19 protein-coding genes are annotated in these 23,438 nt (G+C 63.3%); 8 read left to right on the top strand and 11 right to left on the bottom strand.

The annotated features are described in order from the left end of the window. Positions 1-299: 299 nt before the first annotated feature. Positions 300-971 carry a DUF3313 domain-containing protein gene (locus E8E75_RS18210; protein ID WP_280359562.1) on the top strand — a complete coding sequence of 224 codons (672 nt, stop codon included), beginning with the start codon at positions 300-302 and terminating at the stop codon, positions 969-971. Between the two features lie 360 nt (positions 972-1,331). On the opposite strand, the gene E8E75_RS18205 is transcribed toward E8E75_RS18210, so the two are convergent. The 8 genes from E8E75_RS18205 to E8E75_RS18170 form a co-directional block, all read right to left on the bottom strand. Further along, the gene (locus E8E75_RS18205) at positions 1,332-3,890 is read right to left on the bottom strand and encodes an EAL domain-containing protein (protein ID WP_280359559.1); all 2,559 of its coding nucleotides are present in this window, start codon (positions 3,888-3,890) and stop codon (positions 1,332-1,334) included. Between the two features lie 209 nt (positions 3,891-4,099). Then, a complete protein-coding gene (locus tag E8E75_RS18200; protein WP_280359558.1) occupies positions 4,100-4,627 on the bottom strand; it encodes a cytochrome C in 528 nt (175 codons plus the stop codon). Between the two features lie 17 nt (positions 4,628-4,644). Continuing rightward, positions 4,645-5,166, bottom strand: coding sequence for a methylamine dehydrogenase light chain (locus tag E8E75_RS18195; protein WP_120650740.1), 522 nt, complete (start codon positions 5,164-5,166; stop codon positions 4,645-4,647). 18 nt (positions 5,167-5,184) lie between these two features. Beyond that, positions 5,185-5,796, bottom strand: coding sequence for a methylamine dehydrogenase accessory protein MauD (mauD, locus tag E8E75_RS18190; RefSeq protein WP_120650742.1), 612 nt, complete (start codon positions 5,794-5,796; stop codon positions 5,185-5,187). Positions 5,797-5,799: 3 nt separating this feature from the next. Beyond that, positions 5,800-6,339, bottom strand: a complete 540-nt coding sequence (locus E8E75_RS18185) for a MauE/DoxX family redox-associated membrane protein (RefSeq protein WP_280359557.1) — start codon at positions 6,337-6,339, stop codon at positions 5,800-5,802. A 12-nt stretch (positions 6,340-6,351) separates the two neighbouring features. Beyond that, positions 6,352-7,506, bottom strand: a complete 1,155-nt coding sequence (locus E8E75_RS18180; protein WP_280359555.1) for an amine dehydrogenase large subunit — start codon at positions 7,504-7,506, stop codon at positions 6,352-6,354. A gap of 366 nt (positions 7,507-7,872) precedes the next feature. Continuing rightward, positions 7,873-8,973 carry a polyamine ABC transporter substrate-binding protein gene (locus tag E8E75_RS18175; RefSeq protein ID WP_280359553.1) on the bottom strand — a complete coding sequence of 367 codons (1,101 nt, stop codon included), beginning with the start codon at positions 8,971-8,973 and terminating at the stop codon, positions 7,873-7,875. 354 nt (positions 8,974-9,327) lie between these two features. Further along, on the bottom strand, positions 9,328-9,948 hold the full coding sequence (locus E8E75_RS18170; RefSeq protein ID WP_280359551.1) for a LysE family transporter: 621 nt from the start codon (positions 9,946-9,948) through the stop codon (positions 9,328-9,330). A gap of 132 nt (positions 9,949-10,080) precedes the next feature. On the opposite strand from E8E75_RS18170, the gene E8E75_RS18165 reads away from it, so the two are divergent. Then, positions 10,081-10,527, top strand: coding sequence for an Lrp/AsnC family transcriptional regulator (locus E8E75_RS18165; RefSeq protein WP_280359549.1), 447 nt, complete (start codon positions 10,081-10,083; stop codon positions 10,525-10,527). A 198-nt stretch (positions 10,528-10,725) separates the two neighbouring features. Continuing rightward, a complete protein-coding gene (locus E8E75_RS18160; RefSeq protein WP_280359546.1) occupies positions 10,726-11,589 on the top strand; it encodes an MBL fold metallo-hydrolase in 864 nt (287 codons plus the stop codon). Between the two features lie 22 nt (positions 11,590-11,611). Here E8E75_RS18160 and E8E75_RS18155 read toward each other — a convergent pair whose 3' ends face one another. The 3 genes from E8E75_RS18155 to E8E75_RS18145 all read right to left on the bottom strand — a co-directional run bounded on the left by E8E75_RS18155 (position 11,612) and on the right by E8E75_RS18145 (position 17,548). Further along, positions 11,612-14,122 (bottom strand): LuxR C-terminal-related transcriptional regulator, encoded by a 2,511-nt coding sequence (locus E8E75_RS18155; RefSeq protein WP_280359544.1) that lies wholly within the window; start codon positions 14,120-14,122, stop codon positions 11,612-11,614. Positions 14,123-14,255: 133 nt separating this feature from the next. Then, positions 14,256-15,626 (bottom strand): DUF1329 domain-containing protein, encoded by a 1,371-nt coding sequence (locus E8E75_RS18150; protein ID WP_280359542.1) that lies wholly within the window; start codon positions 15,624-15,626, stop codon positions 14,256-14,258. Between the two features lie 20 nt (positions 15,627-15,646). Continuing rightward, positions 15,647-17,548 carry a DUF1302 domain-containing protein gene (locus E8E75_RS18145; protein WP_120650767.1) on the bottom strand — a complete coding sequence of 634 codons (1,902 nt, stop codon included), beginning with the start codon at positions 17,546-17,548 and terminating at the stop codon, positions 15,647-15,649. 827 nt (positions 17,549-18,375) lie between these two features. Between E8E75_RS18145 and E8E75_RS18140 the strand changes: the two genes are divergently transcribed. The 5 genes from E8E75_RS18140 to yjiA all read left to right on the top strand — a co-directional run bounded on the left by E8E75_RS18140 (position 18,376) and on the right by yjiA (position 23,387). Continuing rightward, on the top strand, positions 18,376-18,951 hold the full coding sequence (locus E8E75_RS18140; RefSeq protein WP_280359539.1) for a hypothetical protein: 576 nt from the start codon (positions 18,376-18,378) through the stop codon (positions 18,949-18,951). Positions 18,952-19,072: 121 nt separating this feature from the next. After that, the gene (locus tag E8E75_RS18135) at positions 19,073-19,690 is read left to right on the top strand and encodes a LysE family transporter (RefSeq protein ID WP_280359537.1); all 618 of its coding nucleotides are present in this window, start codon (positions 19,073-19,075) and stop codon (positions 19,688-19,690) included. Between the two features lie 283 nt (positions 19,691-19,973). Further along, the gene (locus tag E8E75_RS18130; protein WP_120650775.1) at positions 19,974-22,031 is read left to right on the top strand and encodes a carbon starvation CstA family protein; all 2,058 of its coding nucleotides are present in this window, start codon (positions 19,974-19,976) and stop codon (positions 22,029-22,031) included. Between the two features lie 13 nt (positions 22,032-22,044). Then, positions 22,045-22,248: a YbdD/YjiX family protein gene (locus E8E75_RS18125; RefSeq protein ID WP_120650776.1), complete on the top strand. Its 204-nt coding sequence runs from the start codon at positions 22,045-22,047 to the stop codon at positions 22,246-22,248. 164 nt (positions 22,249-22,412) lie between these two features. Then, positions 22,413-23,387 carry a GTPase gene (gene yjiA, locus E8E75_RS18120; RefSeq protein ID WP_280359534.1) on the top strand — a complete coding sequence of 325 codons (975 nt, stop codon included), beginning with the start codon at positions 22,413-22,415 and terminating at the stop codon, positions 23,385-23,387. Positions 23,388-23,438 lie beyond the last annotated feature (51 nt).

Genomic DNA, 23,438 nt, shown 5'->3' with positions numbered 1-23,438 from the left:
GCTAGAGGAGTGTAGGCAAGGCGTCAGACCAGCGCGTGTTTCAAGGGGGGGAGGGGGGACCAGCTCTCTGGCCGCAGTCGTGACCCTGTGCACGCGCCTTGAATAGCCTGTGATACGGACTGGAACTCGGCATAGCGCCAACTACGCTTGAGCCTGTCCCCAAGGCGGGGATCGCCCTGACTCCCGACCTGATAGCGGGAGTAGTAGCGAGGGGTCCGATTCTCTTTTCCGCACTTTGCATCCTGCTTTCCAGGCAAATGGAAGGCGGACATTCAGATTATTTCCATGGGGGTTTCATCATGCGTTCGAACTTGATTGCTGTAACGGTCGCTGCACTTGTGGCTACGGGGGGATGCTCCAGCACAATGGTCGAGCCCGCCAATTACTCGGGGTTCCTCCCCAACTACAAGGTGCTGGAAGAGCAGAAGTCTGTCAGTGGGGCGAAGGTCGCCCGCTGGATAGATCCCGACATCGACCTGTCGCGCTATAGCAGCATTTATCTGGAGCCCAGCCAGTTCTACCCGCGTCCTCAGTCCAGCGCGCAGATACCCCAGGCGACGCTGGATGACATCACCCGGTACTACGATGCGGCGCTCAGGCGAGAGCTCGGATCGGTGGTGAGGATCAGCGACTCGCCCACGGCCGACAGTATCGTCGTGCGCCCGGCCATTACCGCTGTTTCGACGTCCACCGAGGGACTCAAACCTTATGAGGTGATTCCCATCGCTCTTGTCGTCGCCGCGACCTCCACCGCGATTGGCGCCCGGGACCAGCAAGTGGAAATCGCCACTGAAGCGATGTTCCTCGATGGGGGTAATACCCGGCTCCTGGCGGAGGTCGTGCGCAAAGGCACTGGCGAAAGTCTGGAGAACAAAGAGGCCGTGCTTTCGGTGAAGAACATCCAGCCGGTGATCGACGGCTGGGCAAACGACATGAGACTCGCCTATCTCCAGATCCACAGACGTCCCTGATTCAGATCTGCCGCCGCAGGGTGAGGCCAGGGAGCAACCTCAGCCACGGCGCGGCTCTTTCTCGCAGGCAAGAAAGGCCCGCCATCAGGCGGGCCACAAGCCGTCCAGCATAAAACTCAGTAGGCGTCGTCCATGCCATCGTCGATGGTGATGCCTTTTGCGCGCATCCGCTTGATCTGGAGAAAAAGGGGGCAGATCTAGTTTTCTACCTGATGTCCCTTTTGGCCGGAAGCTGCCGATGGCGAGCGGCAGCTATCGATTGAATCCACAACCATTAGGTTGAGGTAGGGCATGGGGCCATCGGTCACTGTGCGTGGCGGAAGCCCGGCCAGGGCCGGAATTCACAGGCTGTTTCGAGCCTCACGGGTTGAGCGCACGCAAGCTTTCTGCAGGCAGCGGGCGTCCCAGGTAAAAGCCTTGGAGCTCATCGCATCCCAGGTCGCGCAGTGACTCGAGCTGTTCAGCGGTTTCCACGCCCTCTGCGGTGACTGTCATCGACAATGCATGGCCGAGCTGGATGATTGCGCTCACGACCGCGAGGTTGCTGCCCTCTTTGAGTTGGGCAATAAAACTGCGGTCTATCTTCAGGGTGTCGAACGGGTACCTCCCCAGGTAACTGAGGGAGGAGTATCCCGTTCCGAAATCATCCATGGACAAGCGGACCCCAAGCTCACTCAGTCCTTTCAAGGTCTCAAGCGCTCCTTGGGCATCATCCAGCATCATGCTTTCGGTGATCTCGAGTTCCAGACGGCTAGCCGGCAGGCCATTGTCTTCCAATGCAGACCGCACCTGCGCCACCAGTCCGGGTCTGCGGAATTGTTCGGCGGAAAGGTTGACCGAAACGAAGAGGGGGGCACCAAAGCGCTTGCCTTGCATGCAGGCTTCTCGTAACACCCAGGTGCCCAGCGCAACAATCTGGCCGCTGCGCTCTGCCAGCGGAATGAAATCGCCGGGACCGATAAGACCTAGCCGGGGATGCTGCCAGCGTACCAGGGCCTCCATCCCACTCAGCTTCAGGTCACGAGCACGATGACGTGGTTGGAAGTGCAAGCGCAATTCATCGTTCGCAATGGCGTGGCGTAGTTCCAGCTCCAGCTGCCGTTCGGAAACCATCCGGTGTTCGAGCTCGCGACTGAAGAAGCACCAATAATTGCCGAGCTCCAGCTTTCGTGCCTGATGAAGCGCGATTTCGCTACAACGCAGCAGTTCGCGTGCTGTATCCGCATCCTCTGGGGCTACTGCAATTCCGACCTGGATGCCGAGTTTGAATTCTTCATCGGCGATGAACAGCGGGCGTTCGACGTATCCCACGAGCTGCTTGCACAGTTCGTTGACCTTCTCTCGGTTCGAGTAGCCAGCATCGAGCAGGACGACGAACTCATCGTTGGTGTAGCGAAATATCTGGACCTCGGCAGCGAAGAATTCCTCCAGTCGTTGTGCAAACTGGACCAGTACCTGATCTCCACCTGTGCGCCCCAGGTGATCGTTGAGTTGCTTGAAGTGGGCAAGATTGATTGCCATCAAGGTCAACCCCTCGCTCTCAGGCTGCAGCGAGTCCAGGCGCTGTGCCAAGACCTCAAAAAGCTGACTGCGATTGGGCAGACTTGTGAGCTCATCGAAGCGCTGAAGGTGCTGCACGCGCAATTGGCTTTCTGTCAGCGCGGTGGTGTCGCAGGCGGTTCCGCGATATCCCGTTATGCCGGATGGCCCAATGATTACCCGTACCATGAGGTTACACAGACAGTATTTCCCGCCGGCTGACCGGTAACGGCACTGCAGAGGCGCGTGAGGTGTCGCGATTTCTGTTGGACGGGTGAACCAGTCGGCGTCTAGCTCCGTATTCGCCTGGAGCAGTTCACCAAGGGGGCGTCCGATCCAGGTATCAGGGGTGTGTCCGGTGACTGCCTCGAAGCGACTGGAGAGGAACGTGAAACGCAGCTCTACATCGGTTTCCCACAGCCAGTCAGAGGTCGCTTCGGCGATGTCCTGAAACCGTGCCTCGCTGGCTTGCAAGCTGGAGTAGCTATTATCCAGCCGCTTCGCCGAGGCCAGGCTCTGACGTGTCACCAGCCAGCCCAGCCCAGCCACGATCAGGCCCGCGACACCCAGTAGCGGCAGCAGGATCATGAGCAGCTCATCACCAGGCCTCAGCGGGGTCCAGCGCAGGAGTACCGGAGTCTCCTGCCCGGATGTGAGCATCAGGCGCGGCTGTTCCTCTGCATCCTGGGCGCTCCTGGGGCTGCGAAGCTGCGGCAGTGCGTAATCTTTCCCGAGCGAGTCCAGCTTCGTGGGCGTGAGCGTATCGGCGAAGAGCAGGACCGAAGGCTCGCCGGGGACCACGGGGGTCATCGGGTCCCCCCCTTGAGTGAATGCAGCGGCGACGACCAGGGCTGGCTGGCCGGATACCTGAAACGTACCTATGACAGGCGCGGGCTCACCTGCCAGCGACCTTGCTCGCTCGACCAGGGCCAAGACATCCCCCTGGAGCCAGTGCTGGGCAGAGGTCGGCTCCAATTGCCCGTTGATTACCGCGTAAACAGTCTGATTGCCGGGTGCAATCACGAAGACTCCTTCATAACCGAAGTCTTCGAAAAGGGAGGGCCCCAGGTTACGGCGCGTGTAAGCCCACTCGATGTCGACCCGCGCGTGAAGGTTCTGGTACGCGTCCCCCCAGAATGCGTAGTCGCTGATAGACCTCAGGAGGTTCTCTTGCCGTGCCTTCAGGGCTTTCTCAGCAAAGAACGTACTCTGCTCCAGGGCTTGTTCATTCTGGCTAAGGGCAGTTCTGACCAGGAACGTCGCCATCAGAACGAAAGCCATGACAAGCAGGGAGGCCGTTCGCACCAGGGTCTTACGGGTAAACCAGGCACTGGAACCAGTGGCGATCAGGGATGGTTCTTCAACGTTGGTAAAGGCCATGCAAATCCTTCTTGACCAATCGACAGGGCCATAGCGGCTTCTGGCAGCCAGGCATCTGAAGCATCAGTACTTCGCTTGCCCCCTGCTGGAGCCAGATTGTGGCTGCATCAGTTGCACCACTCAAGCTATCAGTTGTAGGCCGCATGCACTTTCTCGCAGGCAAAAAAAGGCCCGCCATAAGGCGGGCCACAAGCCGTCCAGCATAAAACTCAGTAGGCGTCGTCCATGCCATCGTCGATGGTGATGCCTTTTTCGCGCATCTGCTTGATCAGGCCCGCACGGGTGTCCGGCAGGTTGAGCAGGGTGACGCTGCGGATTTTCGCGACTTCAGCCTCGGTGTAGGGCTTGTAGTCGTCCGGCACGCTGCTGCCGGCAATGCCGTCCTTGCGCATCATCCAGTTGATCAGATCGGCCAGCTGGGCGTTGTTCAGCGCCGACTGGGACATGCCTGGCACCCGCACGAGGAACTCACGACCGCCTTCCACCTTGAGGAAGTTGCCGACGAAGCCTTTCATCTTCGGCGTGTCGTTGGCCTTGGAGCCGGTACCGTCGCCCAGGTGGCAGCCAGCGCATTGCAGCTGGTAGTTCACCGGGGTGCTGTAGCCGGCCTGGGAAATGGGCTTTTGTGGCTCTTCGTTGCCCGGCGCGTGCTTCTGGTTCGGGTCCGGAATGGCGCGGGCCATGGCCAGCGGGGCCGCCATGGCGCACATCAGTCCAGCGATCAACAGGTAACGCATGGCAGCCCTCCGGCGGGTCAGATCGCGACGCCGCGGATGATGGAAACGGTGCAGTGGTAGATGTGCGACTTGGCCGCCAGGCACCAGTTGACGTCGTTGTTGTTGAACGGACGGTACGCCGGTTCCTCGCTGTCGTTGCGGGTACAGGCGCACTGGGCGCAGCTGTGCTTACCGCAGCAGTCGTTGTAGGAAATGATGTAGTCCTTGTTGTCGGCCGGGTTGCGGCAAGTGCCTATCCAGGTCACCTGGGAGGCCTCGGTGCCGGGCGGGCAGGAGGTCACCGAGCCGCCACAGCAGCTGCACAGGAAGCCGTCGACGGAGCAGTAGCGCCAGTAGTCGCAGCTGTTGGGATCACCCGGATCGCCAGCCTTCGGGGCTTCGGCGGCCAGGGCCTTGCTGGTGCGGTCGATCGGCAGCAGTACCGGCAGGGCGGCGCCAGCCACCATCAGCGAACCCAGGCGGGCCAGAAGTTTGCGCCGCGAGGTGGTGTCAGCCACGTGGCGCGTGGAGCGTTCGAACAGACGGTCTAGCAGTTTCATTGGGTGCTCCCTTCCTTGTTAGTGGTTATGTGCGCCGTGGGAATGCGAGTGGTTGTGCAGGTACTGCTGCAGAGTGGCGCTGCCCAGGTGTTCGGCCTCGAACAGGCTGTCCAGGTGCTCGCGGGAGTTCACCAGGCCTTTGGAGCGCAGCACACCGGCCTTGTCCACCAGCGCGGCGTAGGGGAGCTTGCCGATCTGGTAGGTCATGCCCACTTCCGGGCCGACCACGTAGGTGGCGTCTTCCAGCTTGTGCTCGGCGATCAGTGCTTGCTGGGCGTCCATGTCGCCGTCGCTGACGTAGATCACTTCGAGGCGGTCGGCCTGGTCCTTGGCGATGGACTTGATGGCCGGCAGCAGGGATTTGCAGATGGGGCAGGTGGGCGAGAGGAAGAACAGCAGTTGGGCTTTCTCGCCGGCATAGCCGAAGTTCACCGGGCGGCCGTTACGGTCGGCGGCAGTGACTTTCGGGGCGGGTTCGTTGACAGCCACGCCTTTATCGACCATCAGCGCGCCGGCCGGGGCCAGGCGGCCGTGGAGTACACCAATCTGACGCACCAGGCCCATGACGGCGAAGGCCAGAGCGATCAAGAGACACCAGAGCAGGACGTTGGAAACGATCAGGGCTTCCATAATTCACCTTCCTATGAGTTTGAGCAGACGGGGAGCGTTGGCCATCAGGCCATCCGCAGCGGCATAGAGGAGCAGGGTCGCGGCGCTGGCGGCGATTACGACGAAGATGTCGAAGGCGCCTAGCTCGCGGGTGTCAGGGGCGACGCTGGCGACCAGCGCCAGGCTCACCAGTACGGCGTTGCGCGCCAGCAGCACCGGGCGGATCGGCTGGGCCTGTTCAGGGCCTGCGCAACCGCAGTCGATGTCGCGGCGGCCACGCCACAGGTTGATCGAGATGGCCCCGGCGTAACCGGCCAGCAGTGCGGCTGCGGCCAGCGCGGCAGCGGGGCGGCTAGCAGGTACCAGCAGGGCGAAGGCCACGGCCACTTCGATGAAGGGCAGTACCCTTGCGACCGGACGCACCAGGCCGCGAGGCAGCAACTGGTAATCCTCCACCTGGTTGGCGAAGCGCGCCGGCGCACGCAGCTTGTGGGTCGCCGCGCTGGCCAGGATCACCGCGACCGCGAGGGCGGCGGCGATGATGAATATGGGATCAAGTTGCATGGCTGCACCTCGTCAGTGGCTGAGGATCTGGGTCGCGGTCTTCTGGATGCGTTCCATGGTGCCGGTGTGCTTGCCGCTCTTCAGATCGAATACTTCCAGGCCGCCGGCGATGTTGGTGCCCAGCAGCAGGGGATTCTCGTCGCTGGTGGCTTGCAGGCTCCAGATCGGGTTCGGCGCTTCCAGGGTACCGATGCGTTTGTGGGTCTTGAGGTCATAGACCCAGACGATCGGGCTCGGGTCTTCCCACTTCATCGGCTCATGGGCGTCATGCATCAGCACGTAGAGGCGATTCAGCTTGGGCGCAACGGTGATCAGCTGCCAGCCACCAGGAGCCCAGCCTGCCTTCTTCTCGGCGGCGTCGGTTACCAGGTCCCAGGCTTCGAGGACCTTCGGCTGCTTGCCGGAGAAGTCCACACCGCGCACGGTGCCGGTGGTGGTGACGAAGTAGTAGATGTCGCCCACGGCGTAGGCGCGCTCCACCAGCTTCTCGGCATTGGGGTCGAAGAAGGCGGTGTGGGTGCGGGAGATTTCCTTGCCTTCGTCGTTCAGCGTCACCAGTTGCACGCTGCCGTCGCCGCAGAGGGAGGCGAAGGAGCGCTTGCCGACGGGGTAGTTCAGCACGCAACCGGGAATGGAGATTTCGCCGGCCACGGCCTTGGCCTTGACGTCGACCACGGTCACCGAGGTGGACGGGGTGAAGTTGTAGACGTAGACGAAGCGGTCATCGGTGCTGGTGCCCAGGGAGTAGCGCTGGGTCAGGGCCTCGGCACGTTTGGTGGGGATCAGCACTTCATAGGAAGGCGACAGGGTGCTGGTGTCCCAGGCGGTCAGCACGTCGGTGCGAGTGCCACGGGTGCCACGGGAGTAGAACAGGTCGGCGGTGAAGAGCGTCTTGCCGTCGCGGCTCAGCGTGGACGGCGCGGCGAAGCCGGTGGGTACCATGCCGAGCATTTTCTTCTTCTCGGGGTCGACCACGGTCACGCGACCGGCGACGAAGCTCTCGAACTCGACGTCGATGATGTAGGCGCGGTGCGGTTCCGGCGGGAAGGGCAAGGTGGTCTGGCCGATGCCCGGATCGGCCGGCAGCTCGGCGCTGGCGGTGCCGATGCCAGCGAGGGCAACGCCCAATGCCAGCGTCGATTGGGCGAGGATCCTGGATATTCGCATACGGGGCGGCTCCCTGAATTATTGGTCTTGGTCGCGGGTGCAGGGCAGAAGTCTGCAGTCCTAGTCTGCCCCTGGCCGTCGGCGGGGAGCTTGTTGTCCGTGCCAACCCCTTGTGTGCCTGTGCCACTTCTTTTGGCAGGCTGCCAACGCTTTGGAGAACGCGTCAGAAAGCATAGACCCGGTGCGGGATGACACCGGGGCGGGGAGTCTTGGGGAGTGCATCGGGGGCAACTGCGCTGCCCTTGGCGATTGAATTCGCCTCCCCAGGGGATGTGACCTGGAGGCTTTTTCCTGTGGGAGCGAATTCATTCGCGATTGAAATCGCTCCCACAGGTTTCGGTATTGCAGGGAGACCCTGCAAGGTCGTCAGGTCCCCGACTTCAGCTTCGTCCAGGCACGGGTGCGGGCACGTTCGGCATTGCGCTCGAGCGGCAGCAGGGTGAAGAGGGTGGCCTGGGCCTCGGCGGTGGGATAGAGGTTGGGGTTGTTGCGGATCTCCGGGCTGACCAGGGCTGTGGCGTCCTTGTTTGGATTCGGGTAGCCGACGAAGTCACTGACCGGGGCGATCACCTGTGGCTGCAGGAGGTAGTTGATAAAGGCATGGGCGTCCTCGGGGTTCTTCGCGCCCTTGGGGATCGCCAGCATGTCGAACCACACCGGCGCACCTTCCTTGGGCAGGCGCATGTCCACAACCACTCCGTTGCCGGCTTCCTTGGCGCGGTTGGCCGCCTGGGAGAAGCTTCCCGAGTAGCCCACGGCTACGCAGATGTCGCCGTTGGCGATATCGGCCATGTACTTGGAGGAGTGGAAGTAGGTGATGTTAGGGCGGATTTTCTGTAGCAGTTCGCCGGCCTTGTCGTAGTCCTTGGGCTGGTTGCTGTTGGGCGGCAGGCCGAGGTAGTGCAGGGCAATGGGCAGGATTTCCGACGGCGAATCCAGCAGGGCCACGCCGCACTGCTTGAGCTTGGCGATGTTCTCTTCCTTGAAGATCAGGTCCCAGCTGTCCACCGGGGCGTTCTCGCCCAGCGCTGCCTTGACCTTGGCCGGGTTGAAGCCGATCAGCACCGTTCCGTACATGTAGGGCACGGCGAAGCGGTTGCCCGGGTCATTGGCCTCGATCAGCTTCATGAGCTGCGGGTCCAGATGGTTCCAGTTGGGCAGCTTGCTGCGGTCCAGCGGCTGGAACACGTCTGCCTGGATCTGCTTGGCGAGGAAGACGTTGGACGGCACCACCACGTCATAGCCGGAATTGCCGGTGAGCAGCTTGGCCTCCAGCGCCTCGTTGGTGTCGAAGATGTCGTAGATCAGCTTGGCGCCGTTCTCTTTCTTGAAGTTGTCCAGAGTCTGCGGGGTGATGTAGTCGAACCAGTTATAGACGCGCAGGGTGCGTTCTTCGGCCAGGGCATGGGTGGCGAGCAGGCCGCACAAAGCGGCGCCCAGGAGGCGGGGGAGTCTGTGCTTGATCAATTGCGGCAACCTTTGGGTGGCTTGAGTTGGACCAAAATCGATATCTATCTGTTTGGGTCGCAATTTTGAAAGCAAATGCCGCGCCATATAAATGGAAAGGCCGATATACATCGGTTAACAGTCCCAATGGCAGGGACCTGAAGTGAGTGGGGATTACCGGGCGTAACGACCAGTGGCACCGGGCTACCCAGCTGACCGTATCGATTTGCTGTAGGAGCGAGCTTGCTCGCGAAAGATTGTGCTCGGACTATTCGCGAGCAAGCTCGCTCCTACAAATTCGGGGATGAGCCCGGCGCAGGGATCCTGCCTCAGCGCGTGAAATCTTTTTCGCGATTGAAATCGCTCCCACAGGATTCAGCTGGCGATCACCCGCACCAGCTGCCAGGCGGCAAAGCCCAGCAGGAAAACGCCTGCAGTTCGGTCGATCCATTGGATGGCGCGTACGCCCAGCCGGTGGCGAATCATGGATACGCCAAGGCTCAGGGCCAGCCACCAGAGCGCCGAGCCGCAGAACACGCCGAGCACCATCACCAGGCCGTCCGCGCCGGACATTGCCTCGCCGCCGGACAGGGTGGCGAAGATGGCAACGAAGGAAAGGATGGTCAGCGGGTTGCTGAGTGTCAGCAGGAACACCGACACAAAGGCCGGCAGCGCCTGGACCGGGTCACTGGCGCTGGCGGCGCGTTCCGGGGGCGTTGCGCGCAGCATCTTCATGCCCATCCAGGCCAGGAACAAGGCGCCAGCCAGGGCGAGCGGCGAGGCCAGTGCAACGAAGACGCTGGTAATGGCGCCGATGCCGAAGGCGCCCAGGGCGCCATAGCAGGCATCCGCTGCCGCCGCGCCCAGGCCGCTGATGAAGCCGATGCGCGCGCCGTGGCCCAGGGTTCGCTGGATGCACAGGAGGCCGATGGGGCCGACCGGGGCGGCGATGGACAGGCCAATGAGGACGGATTTGAGAAACAGAAGGGCTTCCATGCGGAAGGCTCCGGGGTAGTGGACTTGGGCAATAGTCTGCGCTGCACTGCACTTAGCCTGAATGCAGGGATTACGGTAGTTTTTGCGAATCGCCTGAATATTTAACGAGTTTTAGCGAGGGGCCTGAAAAATATGGAGTTGGATGCAAAGTCCTGGAGAATCCTGCAGGTCGTGCAGCGTGAGGGGCGGATTTCCCTGACCGACCTGGCATCAAAGGTGGCGCTGTCTCTACCCGCCACCTCCGAGCGCCTCAAGCGCCTGGAGGAGGCAGGGGTAATCGAGGCCTACCGCGCCTCGGTGTCGCCAGAGAAGGCCGGCTACCAGGTGATGGCGCTGATCGGCATGACCACGCCGCAGCCGGAAAAGGCGCGGCTGATCACCCAGTTGCAGACGATGCCGGAGGTGCTGGAGTGCCTGCACGTCACCGGGCAGGACTCCTTCATCCTGCGGGTGGTGACGCGGGATATCCGCCATCTGGAGCGCTTCGTCGGCAGCATCAATCACTTCGGCGAGACCCGTACTTCCATCGTCATGTCGGCACCGATTCCCCTGCGTGGGGTGGAGCCGCCGCGCGATTGATTGCACGGGGGCAGAACCTCGTGGGGGCGAATTCATTCGCTATGGGTAGCGGAGCTGTCCCCACGAGGCCGGACTTGCAGCCTGGTTGGCGAATGAATTCGCCCCCTGCAGAAAGGAATCGTCAGGATACGCCCGATGCCCCACCGCGATTCGCGATCCATACTTCAGGGCGAACCCAGTCGCAGGGGAGCGACCTCCATGAGTCCCCAGGTGCAGGCCTTCTTCGACGAGGCCACCTGTTCCTACAGTTACGTCGTCAGCGATCCCGCCAGCGGCCACGGCGCGGTCGTCGACCCGGTGCTGGATTACTGCGCCGCCAGTGGCCGGACGTCCCATGCCGGGGCCGGGCGCATTGCCGACCATGTGCGGGCGCAGGGCCTGACGGTCGACTGGCTGCTGGAAACCCATGTGCATGCCGATCATCTGTCCGCCGCCGCCTGGCTCAAGCGCGAGCTGGGAGGGCGGCTGGCCATCGGCGGGTTGATCACCGAAGTTCAGCAGCGCTTTGGCACGTTGTTCAATGCCGGGCAAGGCTTCGCCACCGATGGGCGCCAGTTCGACCGTCTGCTACAGGACGGTGACCGCCTGGCCATCGGCAACCTGGAGCTGCTGGCGATCCATACGCCGGGTCATACCCCGGCCTGCATGACCTACCTGATCGGCGATGCCGCGTTCATCGGCGACACCCTGTTCATGCCCGACTACGGCACGGCCCGCTGCGATTTTCCGGGTGGCGACGCCCGCGCCCTGTATCGCTCCATCCGACGTCTGTTCGATTTGCCGGATGCGACGCGGCTGTTCCTCTGCCATGACTACAAGGCACCGGGGCGGGACGAGTACTGCTACGAGACCACGGTGGCCGAACAGCGTGTGCAGAACGTGCATGCCCACGAGGGCATCGACGAAGAAGCCTTCGTCGCCATGCGTACCGCGCGGGATGCCACTCTTTCCATGCCGGCGCTGATCCTGCCGGCGGTGCAGGTGAACATGCGTGCCGGTCAGTTGCCGCCCGCCGAAGACAACGGCATCCGCTACCTGAAGATCCCCCTGGACGTGCTCTGAACGCCAAACAGGGCAGGGCACCTCAGTTGGCCAGTCCCAGCTCCTTGGCCCGAGCGATGGCCTGGGTGCGGCGCTCTACGCCGAGCTTGAAGTTGATCCGCTGGGCGTGGGTTTTCACCGTGTGCAAGGAGATGAACAGGCTTTCGGCGATCTGCTGGTTGGAGTGGCCACGCACGATCAGCCGCAGCACTTCCAGCTCACGCCGGCTCAACAGGGAGGCGGGCGCACTGTTGTCGCCTCCGGCGCTTTCGCCGGCCCAGCGCATCATCGCCGGGTTGCGCAGGGCGAATGCCCGTTCGACGCTGGCCAGGCCCATCTGTCGCGCCAGCGCCAGAGCCTCCAGCAAGGCCTGGCGGGCTCGCGCCTGGCGGTTGTCGGCGTACAGGCCTTCGGCCAGGCTGAAGCCGATTTCGCAGGCCAGCGGCCGGCGTCCTTCTGCCATCGCTTGTTCGAGCATGGTTTCCAGTTGCGCCAGAGGCTCACTTACCACGCCGTTTGCCAAGCGCGCCTGCGCCAGTAGCAGGCGCAGGCGCAGGTGCAGGTCGGGGGCGCCATAGGGGGACATCTCAAAAGCTTCGGGGGGCAAGGCGAGCAGTGCTTTCTCGGCATGGCTGGAGCGGCCCTGGTGCAGCCACAGGCGCGCTTTGGCGCGCACCAGCAGGCCCTGGTACATCGGCACGCTGATATGCCGGTACTGCATCATTCGTTCGGCATCGGCAATGCGTGTGAAGGCCCTCGGCAGGTCTTCCTGAAGGGCATCCAGTTCTGCCAGGCCGAGGAAGGCCCAGAACGCAGCCGCGTCGGAGCACGCCTGGCTTTCCTGAAGGCCGGCGAGGTAGGCCTCTTCGGCTGCCTCATAGCGCCCTTGCTGCAACAGCAGGGCGGCGCGACGCAATTGCACGCGTCCGCGCATGGGGCTGGCTTCCGCGCCCCAGGCGACGCTCAGTTCGCTGTACACGCGCTTGAGCAGGGTTTCCGCGCGCAGCAGTTCTCCGCGCAGTTCCAGCAGCTTCACATGCCCCAAGGCGAACACGGCTTCCATGGCCGGGCTCGCGTGCTCGCGGGCTTCCTTGATGGCCACGCGATTCAGGGCCTGCGCGTCGTCCAGGCGGCCTTCGATCAATGCCAGTTCCAACTGCAGGGCACAGCAGAACAGACGCTGCGCCCAGGCGTGTTTTGGGAGTTCGGGGACGGCTTCGTCGAGCAATTGCCGGGCCTGGCCGGATTGCCCACGGTGGAAGGCCAGGTTGCCCGCCAGGGCTTTCCATTGCGCCAGCAACCCCCGCTGACGGCGTGCATCGGGTTGGGGGAGGAAGCGCGCCAGGTTGTCGGTAAGTCGCTGGGATTCGTCCAGTCGGCCGCATAGCAACAATGCCCAGGCGTTCAGCAGGACCAGGCGCGGAGTGCTTTCCAGCAGGGTCTCCGGCAGCTCGCTGCGCCATTGCATCAGCAGGGCCAGGCTGCGTCCCTGCAACAGGCGGTCACGGGTGTAGTGCTGCATCAGGCTGGCAGCCACTTCCGGTTGCTCGGCCTTGAGGGCATATTCCAGCGCCGGGCGAATCTGGTCCTGGCTCATGTACCACTGGCATGCGCGGCGATAGAGGGTTCGGCTCATGCCTGAGGGCAGCTGGGCTGCCAGCAGGGGCGCGATGGCCGGCAGGATGCACAGGGCATGTTCGTCGTCGCCAAGCGCTTCGATGAACAGGCCGCACTCACGCAACTGCGACAACAGGTGGCCACCTTCGCCCGTGCCGAGCAGGTGCTCGCACAGCTCGAGGTCAAAGCGCGGGAAGTGGGCCAGGGTGAATAGCGCCTGCTGCCATTCGGGTGGCAGGGCATCGAGCAGCTCGTGGCGCAGGTAGTCCTGCAACAGCGAGCGATACAGCTCCGCGGCCTGCTGGGTGCCAGCCTTGAGACCAAGCATCCGTAGCAGGGTGCCGGCACACCAGCCGCGCATTTCCTGTTGCAGGTCCTGGGCGGCCGACCAGGAGGCGCCCTGGTCAGCGTGCTGGAGCAGTTGGGCAGTTTCCGCTGCGGTGAACGCCAGTTCGTTGCTGCCCAGTTCGAAAAGGTCGCCATCGAGCAGCATGCGCGCCAGCTGAAGCTGCGGCCGGCGGCGGCTGGAGATCCACCATTGCACTTGTCGCGAAGCTGACTGGATCAGTTCGTTGAGCAAGCGGTCGAGTTCTACTGCTGGGAAGCGCGAGTAGTCATCCAGCACCAGCCACAAGGGCTGCTGTTCGCGCGCCAGCAACTGGCGCAGGGTGGCGAAGTCGGAGGTTTCGCAGCCCAGGGACTCGGTCAGGCGCCGGGTGAAGTCGTTCGGCGACAGCGTTTCGCCGCGCAGGTCGAGGTAGGCCACGCGGGTGCCTTCCGGGATTTGCTGGAGGCATTCGGCCAGCAGCACGCTCTTGCCGTAACCGGCGGGGGAGCAGAGCAGGCGCAGGCGGCAGTCGCCCTGAAGCAGGGCCTCATGTAGGCGTGGGCGGGGCAGATGACCGGGTGGCAATCGCAGTGGGTGTTTGGACGGCATTGAGGCGCTCGAAGACGTCACGCAGGGTGAATTCATCCTTGCAGAGGAAAACGCAGTACGCAAAAAAGGCGGCCCCTGGGGGCCGCCGAACACAGGAGTACATCGATGACACAACAGTGCGCCGGCTGATTTCTCAGCGCACGCCAGTCTGGCGCAGGGCAGCCGGGGTGTAGTCGGCGGCCGAGGCTGTGGCGCCGAAGACGAAGCTCTGTTTTTCCTCGTTCTTCAGGCCCAATACCGAGTAGCGACCGGAGATCAGGTCGTACAGGGATTCGGCGGTGTAACCCGGCACCTTGTGGTTGTAGTACTGCTGGGCATGGCCTTCACCCACGCGCCAGAGCTGGCCACGGCCGTCGTAGTGGTCGACCTCGGCGAGCTGCCAGGTGTCTTCGTCGAAGTACATGTCGCGCTTGGCATAGATGTGCCGTTCGCCCGGCTTCAGCGTGGCCACGACGTGCCACACGCGGTGAAGCTCGTAGCGGGTCAGGTCCTGGTTGATGTGGCCGGCCTTGATGATTTCGCTGTACTTGAGCTTCGGATCATCCAGCTTGTAGCTGTTGTAGGGGATGTACAGCTCCTTTTTGCCGACCAGTTTCCAGTCGTAGCGGTCCGGCGAGCCGTTGAACATGTCGTAGTTGTCGGAGGTGGCCAGGCCATCGGCGGCGGTGGCCGGGCCGTCGTAGGCCACCTGCGGGGCGCGGCGTACGCGGCGCTGGCCGGCGTTGTAGAGCCAGGCCATGCGCGGTTCCTTGACCTGGTCGATGGTCTCGTGGACCAGCAGCACGTTGCCCGCCAGGCGAGCCGGACCGGTTACCCGCTGGATGAAGTAGAAGAGCACGTTCTCTGCCTTGGCCTTGTCGAGGTCCGGCAGGTTGGCCGGGTAGGACACCTCGTCCTCGAAGTGGACCATGTTGAAGGCGCCGTTGGCCTGCGGCTGCACGCGGGTCATGTAGCGGTGGATGTTGCCGCCGCGATAACGGGTGGTGTGGTTCCAGACCACTTCGACACCGGACTGGGGAATCGGGAAGGCGTAGTAGCGGCTTTCGAAATTCTTCAGGCCATTACCGCCATCCAGACTTTCGGTCCTTTCCGCGCTGGTGCGGATGGCTGCATAGAGCTCGTCAGGCAGGGCTGCCGTGCGGTGGGTCTTGTAGACCGGGATCTTGTAGGTGTCCGGGTAGCGCTGGAGCATCGCCAGCTGACCCGGGGTTAGTTTGTCCTTGTACTGCTGGGCATTGGCCGCGGTGATGGTGAACAGCGGCTGCTCACCCGCGAAGGGGTCGGCAAGGAAGCCCTTGGCGTCTGGCTCGCCGGCGCTGGTGGGCAGGCCGCCAGTCCATGCGGGGATGCTGCCGTCGGCGTTGCCGGTCTTTTCCGCGCCGATGGGCGTCAGACTGGTTCCGAGTGTGGCCACCTGGTCGGCCGGAGCCGCAGCCATCACGCTGGCGGCCAGCAGGGAAAGTGCCAGTACGCCCGATTGCAGGATGCGCTTTTTGTTTTTCATGGGGATCGCCTCCGGGGCTCTCAGAAGTTCACGCCGACGCTGAATGCGAGGAAGTCGCGGTCGATCGAGGTGTTGAAATCGCCACCGAAGAAGTCGGTGTACGACAGGCTGGCGGTGTAGGTGTTCTGGTAGTCGGCATCCAGGCCGAGGCTGACGGCCTTGCGGCCTTCCTCGAAGTTGCCGCCGGGACCGGGGGAATAGCCGTCGACGTCATGGGACCAGGCGATGCTCGGCTTGAGGTTCACCCCGGCGAACACGTCGTTGTAGTCCCACACTGCGCGGACTCGGTAACCCCAGGAGGTGCTGGTGGTGAAGCCGTCGTCGTTGCAGTACTTGCTGACGTTTTCGCCATTGGGGCCGACGGTGCCGGCGTTGATCGCGCGGCAGGTGTTGTTCGGCAGGGCGCCGGGGCCGTACACCGGGTCGCGGCCATAACGCGCCTGGTTGGTGCTTTCCAGGCCGCCCACATGGGTCACGCCCACTTCGCCGACCATGGTCAGTCGCTCGGCGCCCATCACCTGGTCGAAGAAGTGCACGAATGTGGTCTGCAGCTGGGTGATTTCCTTTCGGTCGTAGCCGTTGAGCGTGCTGCCCGGAATGGACGCCGGATTACCACCGAGGATCGAGAAATTGGAGAACGCCGCGAACGGGCCGCCGAACTGCGCCAGTCCGCGCACGCCGCCGTAGAGCAGGTCGGTGGTGTTCAACTGCACCGGAGCATTGGGTCGGTAGCTGACCTCGCCGCTCCAGGCCGTGCCGGTGGGCAGGGTGGTAGAGAAGCTCAGGCCGTACAGGCGGATGTCTTCAGGGTACTCGATGAAGTAGTTGCTACCGCCGGCGACGTTGGCGATGGCCACGCCCTGTCGAGCCGCGCCCGGCACCACCGGTGTCGAGGTGCCGGCGAGAACGCCGAGGGATTCACGGTAGGTGGCCTGGTTCGCAGCCTGAACGCTGAAGATCGGCGCTCGGGAGTGGTAGTTCATGAAGTAGGCGCCGAACTCGGTGTCCAGCGGCTCGAACATATAGCGGATCGCCAGGCCCCACTGGCCATCGTCACGGGCATCGCGGTCAGGGCCACGGGGCACGATCACGCCTTCGCCGGTGGTCTGGTAGCCGAAGGCGCGGCCAAAGGGCGCCAGGGCCGGGGTCAGCACCGCCAGGTTGCCGTCGCAGCCGTCGGCGACCACGTCCGGTTGAGAGAAGAAGGTGCCGCAGTTGTCGACGACGGTCTGGTCCCACTCCAACTGGTAGAAGGCTTCGGCCGACAGATTGTCGGTCAGGCTCTGGGACACGTAGAACATGTTCACCGGGATCAGGCCTTCCTTGATCTCGGCCCCGGGACGGCGGAATGCCGACACATCGATGGGGTTCACGGTGTTGATGCCGTTCTGGATGAAGGTGCTCTCGCCCCAGCTCACCACCTGTTTGCCCAGGCGCACGCTGCCCGGCATCTCGGCAAAGGTGTAGTTGTGGTAGATGAAGGCATCCAGCAGCTGGGCGCCGGCGGACTTGGCGCCTTCCTTGCGGCCGCTGTCGTCGATGTCCTTGAACGGACGCTGCTCGTCCTTCAGCTCGAAGTCGTACCAGTACTTGCCGCGCAGGAAGACGCCCGTGTCGCCGTACTTGAGTTCGAGGTCATGGATCCCCTTGAAGATCTTCGAGAAGGTCTCCCCCTTCTTGAAGTTCAGGTGCGCGTCGTCGGAGGTATGCGCCAGACCGTCGCCGCCGCTGTTGGCGCCGATGAGGTCCGGGTCGGCGCTGCGCATGGACCAACTGGCACCTACCGAGAGGGATGAATCGAACTGCCCTTCGATATCCCCGATATTGAAGGTCACCGCCTGGGCTGTGGCGGAAAGACCCAGGGCGATGGCGGCTGCCAGTGCGTGGGGTCTGAAGTCTGCGTGCCTTGTTCTTGTAGTCATGGGGCCACCCTTATTGTTCTGTTGGCGGCCGAACGTTAATGAATCCTCCCAAGGCGGGTAACGGACGAAGTAGTGATATTCAAAGTCATACTTTGTAGTGACACGACTCCGGCGCGGCAGGTGCAGGATGCGGGGTGGCATCTCGTCCTGGTGGGGCGGCACCGAAGGCGCGCATGCCGCAGGTTGCGCATCCGGGGGCTGAAGGGCGGTTATCGTCCGATGGAAGGCCTGGGCTTCTACGTGGCGGCGCATAACCTTCCTGTAAGACCAATGTCGTCGCCACGGGGTGATCGACGACCCCCGGGGCCGTTGGCCGGGAGCAGTGCCTATGAGCAGTCGATCGTCTGTCCTGTATGGCCGGCGGCTTCGCCGGAATAACCGCTGGCCATTGGCCGGTGCCTGTCTCTGGTTGTTCCTGATGACGTTGCTGGGCGCCGAGGTGGCCGCCGGCGAGGCGCAGGGAATCCCCGACGGGGGGTACGGACTGGAGGAGGGCAGGGGACGGACGGGCGAGGGACACAACGGCACGGGCTTATAATCGCCGGTGCAGTACTTCCAGAGTTCAGCACCCCCGCCATCTTGCTATTCGCGCTCGTGCCAACTCTGACGGACGGTTGGGGCCTTTGGCCCACATACCACCGGAGGAGAAAGGCGGTTCGCTCGGCGACCCTGCACGGCCAGCGCCAATCCAGCGACCCATCCATCCCGCGGCACCTCACCTGCCGCCCGGTCACTGCCCTCGCGATAGGGCTTTCCGACCCGCCTCCTTTCTCCGCTCAGCGGCCACCTGCCACGTCCAGGGCAGATGCCTGACAGGAGGTACAGAAATGAAAAGAACAATTGCACTCGCCATTCCAGTGCTGCTGCTAGCCGGCGCATTGGCCTCCACGGCCCTCGCTGAGGACGACCTGTTGCGCTTCAGGGGTGGTATCGGCGTGCTGCCGGTTTCCAGCGGTCAGGGCACTGAAGACATTGCCACGGTCGTCAATCGCAACCTGGTGCGCGGTGTGCAGCCGGCCGGGCAGATCTGGGTAATTCGCACCTTCGAGGCCAGGGTCAGCATCACGGGAGCATTCCGGGCCGAAGGGCGCGGGCTGATCCTGGGCGGCGGCAACAACATCGGCAGGGCCACCGGACAATCGGTTTTCGCAACCCTGTTCTGCGGCAGCATCGCGCCCTTCATTGAAAGCAGCACCGACCTGGTCGGCGTCCCCCTGACCGAGGAAGGCGATTTCGTGATCAACGACGTCTTCGATCCCGTCCCGCCGAATCCCTGCGTCAGCCCAGTGCTACTGATCCGCAACGCCGCCAACTCCAGCTGGTTCGCGGCAGGCATTCCGCGGGTGAGAAACAACCCGCCGGATGACATGAACGACGACCTCCCCATTCCTTTGACGCCCTGAGGTTCCACGCTCATAGCCCTCTCCCTGGCGGGAGAGGGCGTCTCGACAGGCATCCTTCGCCGTCGGCGGGAGCACGGATATACTGGCCCACATTTCCCGACCGATCCGACAGGAGTCTGCCTTGGACTACCTCGCAGCATTGCTGGCCATTTCCGGCGTCCTGGTGCTGAGCGTCGTCAGCCCCGGTCCCAACTTCGCCATCGTCACTTCCACCGCGACCCTCAGCTCGCGCCGTGCCGGTGTGGCCACCGGGCTTGGCCTGGCAGCTGCCTCCTCCACCTGGGCGCTGTTGGCTGTCGCCGGGTTGGGGCTGATCGTGTCGCAGGTGGAGTGGCTTTATCTCGGCATCAAACTGGCGGGCGCCGCCTATCTGATCTGGCTGGGCGGACGAATGATCCTTGGCGCCCGCAAGCCCGCCGCCGTTGCACCGGGCCAGCTCGAGTCCAGCGCCTTCGCCGCCGCGCGCAAGGGCTACCTGGTGAGCATGACCAACCCCAAGGCACTGGCTTTCTACGGCAGTATCTTCGCCGTGATGGTGCCGGTGCATGCGCCAGCCTGGTTCTACGCGGCCATTGTCGTCATCGCTGCCGGTGTCTCCGGCCTCTGGTACTGCGGGATGGCGCTGCTTTTCTCCAACCCGGCGGTGCGCGGTGGCTTCATGCGTTTCAAGGTGGTGTTCGAGACCCTGATGGGCGTGTTCCTGCTGGGCCTGGGCGGCAGGTTGCTGCTCAGTCGTTGAGGCCTTGTAGGGGCGAATTCATTCGCCAAGGGCGGCGAAGCTGCCCCCTGCAGGGGCGAACCTGCGGTCCGGTTGGCGATTGAAATCGCCTCCACAAGTTGGCGCCCCATCTCGTATGCACCACGTTGGCTCGTACTGGCTACGTATTATTACGTAGTCGTGCTTCGTAGTTGTGCGAATTACTCCGTGGCGGCCAGGCGCCGATAGTGTCGGCTGCCCCTATCCGGGCATAAACAACAACAAAAGCCGCCGCAGGTGACCCCCAGCGGCAGGAGACAATTCAATGACTCAACTGGCTACCCGAATCGCCTGGTTCGCCGTTGCCCTGCTTGGCGCATTCGCGCTGGGTACCGTGGCACTGCGTCGGGGCGAAGCCATCAACGCCCTCTGGATCGTTACTGCTGCAACCGCGATCTACCTGATTGCCTACCGCTACTACAGCCTGTTCATCGCCAACAAGGTGATGCAGCTGGACGCCTCCCGCGCAACACCTGCAGTGCTCAACAACGATGGTCTGGACTACGTTCCGACCAACAAGCACATCCTCTTCGGTCACCACTTCGCTGCCATCGCTGGCGCTGGGCCGCTGGTGGGTCCGGTACTCGCCGCGCAGATGGGCTACCTGCCCGGCACGCTCTGGCTGATCGCCGGCGTGGTCCTGGCCGGTGCCGTGCAGGACTTCATGGTGCTGTTCCTCTCCACCCGCCGTAACGGCCGTTCCCTCGGGGACATGGTCCGCGAAGAGATGGGACGGATTCCGGGCACCATCGCCCTGTTCGGCTGCTTCCTGATCATGATCATCATCCTCGCGGTGCTGGCTCTGATCGTGGTGAAAGCCCTGGCCGAAAGCCCGTGGGGCATGTTCACCGTGATGGCGACCATCCCGATCGCGGTGTTCATGGGCGTCTACATGCGCTACATCCGTCCGGGCCGCATCGGCGAGATTTCCCTTATCGGCGTGGTGCTGCTGCTGGCCTCCATCTGGCTTGGCGGCATAGTGGCCGCCGACCCGGTCTGGGGTCCGGCCTTCACCTTCACCGGCGTGCAGATCACCTGGATGCTGATCGGCTATGGCTTCGTGGCCGCCGTGCTGCCGGTTTGGCTGATCCTCGCTCCGCGTGACTACCTGTCGACCTTCCTCAAGATCGGCACCATCGTTGGTCTGGCCATCGGCATCCTGGTCATCGCCCCCGAGCTGAAAATGCCGGCGCTGACCCAGTTCGTCGACGGCACCGGCCCGGTGTGGAAGGGCACCCTGTTCCCGTTCCTGTTCATCACCATCGCCTGTGGCGCGGTATCCGGCTTCCATGCGCTGATCAGCTCCGGCACCACGCCCAAGCTGCTGGCCAACGAAACCCACGCCCGCTACATCGGCTACGGCGGCATGCTGATGGAGTCCTTCGTCGCCATCATGGCCATGGTCGCCGCCTCGGTGATCGAGCCGGGTGTGTACTTCGCCATGAACAGCCCTGCCGCGCTGGTGGGCACCGACGTCAACGCCGTTGCCGCCACCGTCACCAGCTGGGGCTTCGCCATCACGCCGGAAGTGCTCCAGCAGACGGCGACCGATATCGGCGAGCACAGCATCCTGGCCCGTGCCGGCGGTGCGCCGACCCTGGCCGTGGGTATCGCGCAGATCCTTCACCAGGTGCTGCCGGGTGAGAACACCATGGCCTTCTGGTACCACTTCGCGATTCTCTTCGAGGCGCTGTTCATCCTCACCGCCGTGGACGCCGGTACCCGTGCCGGGCGCTTCATGCTGCAGGACCTGCTGGGCAACTTCGTCCCGGCCCTGAAGAAAACCGAGTCCTGGACCGCCAACGTCATTGCCACCGCCGGTTGCGTGGCACTGTGGGGCTGGTTGTTGTACCAGGGCGTGGTCGACCCGCTGGGCGGTATCAACACCCTGTGGCCGCTGTTCGGTATCTCCAACCAGATGCTGGCGGGTATCGCCCTGATGCTGGGCTGCGTGGTACTGATCAAGATGAAGCGCCAGCGCTATGTCTGGGTCACCCTGGTACCGGCCGTGTGGCTGCTGATCTGCACCACCACCGCAGGCCTGATCAAGCTGCTCGACCCGAACCCGGCCGTCGGCTTCCTGGCCCTGGCCAAGAAGTACAGCGATGCCGCGAGTGCCGGCCAGATCCTGGCTCCGGCCAAGGATATGGGCCAGATGCAGCACGTGATCTTCAACGCCTACACCAACTCGACCCTGACCGTGCTGTTCCTCTTCGTGGTGCTGAGCATCCTGTTCTACGCCATCAAGGTGGGACGCAGTGCCTGGATGAAGTCCGAGCGCACCGACAAGGAAGCGCCGTTCCAGCCGATTCCGGACGCTTGAGGAGACCGCGAGCATGTTCAATGACCTCGGCCGCATGGGTAAGTACCTCGGGCAGGCCGCGCGCATGCTCGTGGGCATGCCGGACTACGACAACTATGTCGAGCACATGCAGAACAAGCACCCGGACAAGCCGGTGATGAGTTACGAGGAGTTCTTCCGCGAGCGGCAGGACGCCCGCTACGGCGGTGGCAAGGGACGGCCCATACGCTGCTGTTGAACGCCTGATGCGGTAACCTGAGCGCCACGCCTGTCGTGGCGCTCTTGTTTCCGGTCATCCCCCCCGGAGCCCATTTTTTTTGTAGGAGCGAGCTTGCTCGCGAAGAACTGTTCGCGAGCAAGCTCGCTCCTACGGGTTGAAACCTGATTTCGAGGATTGCCCCGATGTCTGCCCATCTCCCCATTCCCGTCACCGTGCTCAGCGGTTTTCTCGGTGCCGGCAAGACCACTCTGCTGAAACACATACTCAAGGCCGAGCACGGCCTGAAGATCGCCGTGATCGAGAACGAGTTCAGCGAGACGCCCATCGACGGCCAACTGCTCGGTGAAGAGCCGGTGCAGGTGATGACCCTGGCCAATGGCTGCGTCTGCTGCTCCATTCATGTCGAGTTGGAGAAAGCGCTTTTCCTCCTGCTGGAGCGCCTGGATGCTGGCGAGCTGGCCTTCGACCGCCTGGTAATCGAGTGCACTGGCCTGGCCGACCCGGCGCCGGTAGCGCAGACCTTCTTCGCCGATGAAGAGCTCTGCGAGCGCTACGTACTGGACGGCATCATCACCCTGGTGGACGCGGTGAATGCCGAGCGCCACTTGCAGGAAACCATCGCCCAGGCCCAGGTCGGCTTTGCCGACCGGATCCTGGTGAGCAAGCGTGACCTGGTGGATGAAGGCCACTTCGACGTGCTCTGCCAGCGCCTCTCACGCATCAACCGCCGTGCCCCGATCCGCGTGGTGGACCATGGCCGCATCGATCTCGCCGAGTTGCTCGACGTGCGCGGCTTCAACCTCAATGCCGATGTCGGCCCGGCGCTGATCCTGCGTCCCCTGAGTCCGGCCGGCACCCCCGATCGCATCGGCACCCTGGTGCTGAAAAGCGAGCGGCCGCTGGATATGGACCGGCTAAGCGCCTTCATGGAAGCGCTGCTGGAGGAACACGGCAATTCCATGCTGCGCTACAAGGGCGTGCTCTGCGTCGAGGGTGAGCCCCGCCGCCTGGTGTTCCAGGGCGTACTGCGGCTCTACGGCTTCGATTGGGACACCGAGTGGCAGGAAGGCGAGGCGCGCGAAAGCGTGATGGTCTTCATTGGCGACCAGTTGCCGGAAGAGAAGATTCGCGCCGGGTTCGAAGCCTCGCAAGTGTGAGGTCGGCGCATCGCGAATGAATTCGCTCCCACGGGTGGATCACGCTTCATC

Origin of the sequence: Pseudomonas sp. BN606 (assembly GCF_029873115.1) — a bacterium.
Lineage (GTDB): Bacteria > Pseudomonadota > Gammaproteobacteria > Pseudomonadales > Pseudomonadaceae > Metapseudomonas.
This window is presented reverse-complemented; position numbering and strand designations above follow the sequence as displayed.

What these genes read in the sequence shown, in the direction of transcription:
- E8E75_RS18210 (WP_280359562.1), top strand. Translation starts at nt 300, where the DNA reads ATGCGTTCGAACTTGATTGCTGTAACGGTCGCTGCACTTGTGGCTACG.
- E8E75_RS18205 (WP_280359559.1), bottom strand. Translation starts at nt 3,890, where the DNA reads ATGGCCTTTACCAACGTTGAAGAACCATCCCTGATCGCCACTGGTTCC.
- E8E75_RS18200 (WP_280359558.1), bottom strand. Translation starts at nt 4,627, where the DNA reads ATGCGTTACCTGTTGATCGCTGGACTGATGTGCGCCATGGCGGCCCCG.
- E8E75_RS18195 (WP_120650740.1), bottom strand. Translation starts at nt 5,166, where the DNA reads ATGAAACTGCTAGACCGTCTGTTCGAACGCTCCACGCGCCACGTGGCT.
- mauD (WP_120650742.1), bottom strand. Translation starts at nt 5,796, where the DNA reads ATGGAAGCCCTGATCGTTTCCAACGTCCTGCTCTGGTGTCTCTTGATC.
- E8E75_RS18185 (WP_280359557.1), bottom strand. Translation starts at nt 6,339, where the DNA reads ATGCAACTTGATCCCATATTCATCATCGCCGCCGCCCTCGCGGTCGCG.
- E8E75_RS18180 (WP_280359555.1), bottom strand. Translation starts at nt 7,506, where the DNA reads ATGCGAATATCCAGGATCCTCGCCCAATCGACGCTGGCATTGGGCGTT.
- E8E75_RS18170 (WP_280359551.1), bottom strand. Translation starts at nt 9,948, where the DNA reads ATGGAAGCCCTTCTGTTTCTCAAATCCGTCCTCATTGGCCTGTCCATC.
- E8E75_RS18165 (WP_280359549.1), top strand. Translation starts at nt 10,081, where the DNA reads ATGGAGTTGGATGCAAAGTCCTGGAGAATCCTGCAGGTCGTGCAGCGT.
- E8E75_RS18160 (WP_280359546.1), top strand. Translation starts at nt 10,726, where the DNA reads ATGAGTCCCCAGGTGCAGGCCTTCTTCGACGAGGCCACCTGTTCCTAC.
- E8E75_RS18155 (WP_280359544.1), bottom strand. Translation starts at nt 14,122, where the DNA reads ATGCCGTCCAAACACCCACTGCGATTGCCACCCGGTCATCTGCCCCGC.
- E8E75_RS18150 (WP_280359542.1), bottom strand. Translation starts at nt 15,626, where the DNA reads ATGAAAAACAAAAAGCGCATCCTGCAATCGGGCGTACTGGCACTTTCC.
- E8E75_RS18145 (WP_120650767.1), bottom strand. Translation starts at nt 17,548, where the DNA reads ATGACTACAAGAACAAGGCACGCAGACTTCAGACCCCACGCACTGGCA.
- E8E75_RS18140 (WP_280359539.1), top strand. Translation starts at nt 18,376, where the DNA reads ATGAAAAGAACAATTGCACTCGCCATTCCAGTGCTGCTGCTAGCCGGC.
- E8E75_RS18130 (WP_120650775.1), top strand. Translation starts at nt 19,974, where the DNA reads ATGACTCAACTGGCTACCCGAATCGCCTGGTTCGCCGTTGCCCTGCTT.
- E8E75_RS18125 (WP_120650776.1), top strand. Translation starts at nt 22,045, where the DNA reads ATGTTCAATGACCTCGGCCGCATGGGTAAGTACCTCGGGCAGGCCGCG.
- yjiA (WP_280359534.1), top strand. Translation starts at nt 22,413, where the DNA reads ATGTCTGCCCATCTCCCCATTCCCGTCACCGTGCTCAGCGGTTTTCTC.